This window comes from Jiangella aurantiaca (assembly GCF_004349105.1).
Taxonomy (GTDB): domain Bacteria; phylum Actinomycetota; class Actinomycetes; order Jiangellales; family Jiangellaceae; genus Jiangella; species Jiangella aurantiaca.
Map to the genome: position 1 here is coordinate 1 of NZ_SMLB01000091.1, position 5,165 is coordinate 5,165.

Consider the following 5,165-nt stretch of genomic DNA (forward strand, 5'->3'; position numbering starts at 1 on the left):
TATAAGAGACAGCGGGGTGGTCGCGGGCGCGGCGACGGCGGGTCCGCCGGCGGCGGCCAGCGCGAGCCCGGCCGTGGCAGCGATGGCTGCCACGTGGCGCCGTCTGAGGAACCGCATGCGCGTCGTGTCCCCTCCCGTGCCCGACGCGCGAGGCCCGAATGGGCCGAACGGTCCCGGCGACGAAGACATTTGTCTGAGAACTTGATAACCCATTTCGAGGGCGCGCGCGAGCTTATGGGCAGATGTTCATCCGATCGGTACGCCTCGTAGGCTTCCCCACATGCCCACAGTCGTCCTGGTACGCCACGGCCGGACCACCGCCAACGTCGCCGGCGTACTGGCCGGCCGCACGCCCGGCGTCGGCCTGGACGACACCGGCCGAACGGGCGCGGCGGCCCTCGCGCGGCGGCTGGAACCCGTCCGCCCGGCGGTGGTCGTCAGCAGCCCGTTGGAGCGGTGCGTGCAGACGGCGACGGCGATCGCCGGCGACCACGACGTCGTCACCGACGACGGCCTCACCGAGTGCGACTACGGCGACTGGACCGGGCGGCCGCTGGCCGAGGTGCGCCGCGAGAAGCTCTGGAAGGTCGTCCAGGAGCACCCGTCCGGCGTCGTGTTCCCCGGCGGCGAGTCGCTGCGGGCCGCCCAGGAGCGTGCTGTCGACGCCGTCCGGACCCGCGACGCCGAGTTGGCCGAGCGGCACGGCCCGGGCGCGGTCTGGTTCGCGGTCTCGCACGCCGACGTCATCAAGGCGGTCCTCGCCGACGCGCTGGGCATGCACCTCGACCACTTCCAGCGGCTGGTCGTCGACCCGTGCTCGGTCTCCGTCGTCTCGTTCACCGAGCGCCGGCCATTCGTGCTGCGCGTCAACGACGTCGGCGGCGATCTCGGCTTCCTGACGTCGCCGGCGCGGCGGCGACGCCGCGCCACCCGCACCGACGCCGTCGTCGGCGGGGGAGCGGGCGACGCGGCGCAGTAGATCATGGTCCGAGAACGGCCGCGAGATAGGCTTTCTGACGTGGCCGCGCAGGTGTACCGATTCGACCAGCCCGAACGCTTCATCGCCGGAACCGTCGGGCGCCCCGGCGAGCGCTCGTTCTTCCTCCAGGCCCGCGACGGCACCAAGCTGATCAGCGTGCTGCTCGAGAAGGAGCAGGTGTCGGTGCTCGCGGAACGGGTCGACGACATGCTCGACGAGATCCTGCGCCGGGCCGGCGGGCTGACGTCCGTCCCCGCCGTCGCGCCGCCGGAGCTCGACGACCTCGACCCGCTGGAGCAGCCGATCGTCGAGGAGTTCCGGGTCGGCGCCATGACGCTGCGCTGGGACACCGAGGACGAGCAGGTCGTGGTCGCCGCGTACGCCGTCGTCGAGGACGACACCGAGCCGCCGGACGACCCCGACGAGTCCGACCGCGACGTCATGGTCGTGCGGCTGTCCGGCGCCGAGGCGCGCGCATTCGTCAAGCGCGCCCAGGCCGTCGTCGCGGCCGGCCGTCCGCCGTGCCCGCTGTGCAGCCTGCCGCTGGACCCGTCCGGGCACGTCTGCCCCCGGCAGAACGGCTACCGGCGGCGGGGCTGACCGCCGTGGACCTGCTGAGCCTGCTCCGCGAGGGCGAGCTGACCGTCGAGGGCAGGCTCGTGGTCGCATCCAACCTCACCCTGCTCGGCCGCGTCACGCATGGCGACACCTCGGTGCGGTGCGTGTACAAGCCGGTCAGCGGCGAGCAGCCGCTGTGGGACTTCCCCGACGGCACGCTGGCCGCGCGCGAGGCCGCCGCCTACGAGGTGTCCGCGGCGGCCGGCTGGGAGCTCGTGCCGCCGACGGTGCTGCGCCCCGACGGGCCGTTCGGGGCGGGCATGTGCCAGGCGTGGATGGACCAGGGGTCGGCCGAGGTCGGGGCCGGGCGGGTGGACGTCGTCCCGGCGTCGTCGTCCGTCGACGGGTGGCTGCCGATCCTCCAGGCGGTCGACGGCGACGGCTCGCCCGTCCTGCTGGTGCATGCCGACGACCCCGGGCTGCGCCGGCTGGCCGTCTTCGACGCCGTCGTCAACAACGCCGACCGCAAGGGCGGGCACGTGCTGACCGGCGACCGGTCCGTCGCGCCGTCGGTGGCCGAGGTCGTCGGCGTCGACCACGGCGTCTGCTTCAACGTCGACCCGAAGCTGCGCACCGTCCTGTGGGGGTGGGCCGGATCCGCCCTCACGCCGGCCGAGCGGTCGGACCTGGAGCGGTTGCGGGCGCTGGTCGACGGCCCGCTCGGCGCGACGCTGGGTGCGCTGCTGGCCGACGAGGAGGTCGCGGCGACGGCGGAGCGGATCGACGCGCTGTTGGCCCGGGGGGCGATGCCCAGTCCCGCGGGCCGGATGCCGGTTCCGTGGCCGGTCTTCTGAGCACTGTCCCCTCTCCCTCGTGGGCGTTCGCCGCCGGCTGGGACCTCGCGGGCGGCGCCGGGTTGGACCGCCGTGATCATCAAGGATCGCCTGCATCACCCGGATTTCTGGAGCCTCACCACGATTGCAATCGTGTTGAGGCTCCAGAAAACGTGGTGACGTGCCCCGGATCGCGGCGAAATCTCACCACGTGGACGCTACGCGGCACCTGACGACGAGCCCGACCGTCGTCATCCACCGCGGCGGCCCACAGGTGAGCAGGACCCACGGATCGGGTCGGAGAGCCCCCTTTCCCTCGTGGGGCTCGCCGCCGGCCGGGACTTCGCGGTCGGCGCCCGGTTAGGCTGAGCGCATCATGCGAGCCTGGTCTGCCCCCGACGTGCCCGCCCTGCCCGGGCACGGCCTGCCCGTCCGACTGTTCGACACCGCGACGGGGTCGGCCCGGCCGCTCGAACCGGGGCCGGTGGCGACGATGTACGTCTGCGGCATCACGCCGTACGACGCCACGCACCTGGGGCACGCCGCCACCTACCTCGCGTTCGACCTGCTCAACCGCGTCTGGCGCGACGCCGGCCACGACGTCCGCTACGTGCAGAACGTCACCGACATCGACGACCCGCTGCTGGAGCGGGCCGCCGAGACCGCGCAGGACTGGCGCGAGCTGGCCGACGCCGAGACGCGGCTGTTCACCGAGGACATGGCCTGGCTGCGGGTGCTGCCGCCGTCGTCGTACGTCGGCGCCGTCGAGTCGATCCCGCTGATCACCCGGCTGATCCAGCGGATGGAGCCGTCGGTCTACGAACTGGACGGCGACCTGTACTTCTCGGTGCGCTCGGACCCGGCGTTCGGCTCGGTGTCACGGCTGCCCGAGGCGGAGCTGCGGGCGCTGTTCGCCGAGCGCGGCGGCGACCCCGACCGTCCCGGCAAGAAGGACCCGCTGGACCCGCTGGTCTGGCTGAAGGCGCGCCCGGGGGAGCCGTCGTGGGACAGCCCGTTCGGCCCCGGCCGGCCCGGCTGGCACGTCGAGTGCGCCGCGATCGCCATGGAGTACCTCGGCGTCCCGTTCGACGTGCAGGGCGGCGGCAACGACCTCATCTTCCCGCACCACGAGATGTCCGCGTCGCACGCCCACGTCGTGGCCGGCGCCTTCGCGACGTTGTACTCGCACGCCGGCATGGTCGGGTTCGACGGCGAGAAGATGTCGAAGTCGCTCGGCAACCTCGTCTTCGTCCACCGGCTGCGCGCCGACGGCGTCGAGGCGGCCGCCGTGCGCCTGGCGTTGCTGGACGCCCACTACCGCGCCGACCGCGAGTGGTCGGCGTCCGTGCTGACGGACGCGACGCGGCGGCTGGAGCGCTGGCGGACGGCCGTCGCGGCCGGGATGGGCGCACCCGCGGAGCCGGTGCTGGCCGAGATCCGCGAGCGGCTCGCCGACGACCTCGACTCGCCGGGTGCGCTCGCCGCGATCGACCGCTGGGCCGCCAGCCCCGGCACTGACTCCTCGGCCCCCGCCCTCATCGCCGCCACCGCCGACGCCCTCCTCGGCCTTCCCCTCTGAATGATCACGTTCAGCACGAAATCTCGTGTCGCACTACGCCTGTATTCGTGTTGACGCTCGGGCAATCCTGGTGACGTACCGCTGTCCACCGGGCAGACCGATGGCCGCAGTTGTCCACAATCCGGCGCGACGTTGTGGCGCGACGGTCGTTCGTCGGCAAATGTCTCGTCCATGGACGAAGCACTGCGAGCGCTGGCCGCGCGTCAGCATGGCGTCGTCGTCCGCGCCCAGGCTTTGGCGGCCGGATACGACGACAGCGAGATCGCCCGCCGCCGCGCGGTCGGCGCATGGACGGCGATCCGACGTGGCGCCTACGTCGAGACAACGCTTTGGAACACGCTCGACGATCGGGAGCGTCACCTCGCGCTCTGTCAGGCAGCGACGCTGCAGCTCAAGGTGCCGGCCGTGCTCAGCCACGTGTCCGCTGCGGTGTGGCGTGGCTGGCCCACCTGGGGTGCCGACCTGACGACAGTGCATGTCTCGCGCCGCGACCGGTATGCGCCACGTCTCGAAGCCGGGGTCCACCATCACGCCGGGCGGCTCACTGACGAGGAACTGACCACGGTCGACGGGGTCCTCGTCACGGCGCCGGCGCGTACCGTCGTCGACGTTGCCCGGACGGTGTCGTTCGAATCGGCCGTGGTGACCGCTGACGGTGCTCTGGCCGGCGGGGTCGTGATCAAGACCGAGCTCCGCGACGTGCTCGACACGATGCGGGACTGGCGGGGCGCCCGTTCGGCGGGCCGAGTCGTGGAGTTCGCCGACGGCCGCTCGGAGAGCGTCGGTGAATCGCGACACCGTGTGCAGCTTGAGCGCGTGGGTCTGCCGCGTCCTGAGCTGCAGGTCGTCATCGGTGGCGGTGACGGTCCCGAGGACCGGGTCGACTTCTACTTCGAGGATCACGCGACGGCAGCCGAGTTCGACGGCCGCGTGAAGTACGGCCGGCTCCTCAAGCCCGGCGAGGCGCCCGGCGACGCCGTCTGGCGGGAGAAGCGTCGCGAGGACCGGCTGCGTGAGCAGGGCTTGGAGGTCGTCCGCTCGGTATGGGCCGACCTGTACCGCGACGACGTCGTAGCGGCCCGGTATCGTGCCGCGCTTGCCCGCGGCCGGCGGGTCGTCTGACGGCGGCCATCACCAGGATTTCCCGAGCGTCAACACGATTACATGCGTAGTGCGACACGAGATTTCGTGCTGAACGTGATCATTTCCGGGCGGG

General features: G+C 72.4%; 5 protein-coding genes. All 5 read left to right on the forward strand.

All coding sequences use genetic code 11. The features are described 5' to 3' along the window. The first annotated feature begins 280 nt into the window (after positions 1-280). The 5 genes from E1262_RS29905 to E1262_RS29925 all read left to right on the forward strand — a co-directional run bounded on the left by E1262_RS29905 (position 281) and on the right by E1262_RS29925 (position 5,071). Complete coding sequence (locus E1262_RS29905; RefSeq protein WP_132107989.1) at positions 281-979, forward strand: histidine phosphatase family protein; 699 nt, start codon at positions 281-283, stop codon at positions 977-979. 39 nt (positions 980-1,018) lie between these two features. Beyond that, positions 1,019-1,579: a DUF3090 family protein gene (locus E1262_RS29910; protein WP_132107990.1), complete on the forward strand. Its 561-nt coding sequence runs from the start codon at positions 1,019-1,021 to the stop codon at positions 1,577-1,579. After that, complete coding sequence (locus E1262_RS29915) at positions 1,576-2,391, forward strand: SCO1664 family protein (protein WP_132107993.1); 816 nt, start codon at positions 1,576-1,578, stop codon at positions 2,389-2,391. The genes E1262_RS29910 and E1262_RS29915 overlap by 4 nt, the downstream gene beginning before the upstream one ends. Positions 2,392-2,746: 355 nt before the next feature. Beyond that, a complete protein-coding gene (mshC, locus tag E1262_RS29920) occupies positions 2,747-3,949 on the forward strand; it encodes a cysteine--1-D-myo-inosityl 2-amino-2-deoxy-alpha-D-glucopyranoside ligase (RefSeq protein WP_132107991.1) in 1,203 nt (400 codons plus the stop codon). 171 nt (positions 3,950-4,120) lie between these two features. Continuing rightward, positions 4,121-5,071, forward strand: a complete 951-nt coding sequence (locus E1262_RS29925; RefSeq protein ID WP_132107992.1) for a type IV toxin-antitoxin system AbiEi family antitoxin domain-containing protein — start codon at positions 4,121-4,123, stop codon at positions 5,069-5,071. Positions 5,072-5,165 lie beyond the last annotated feature (94 nt).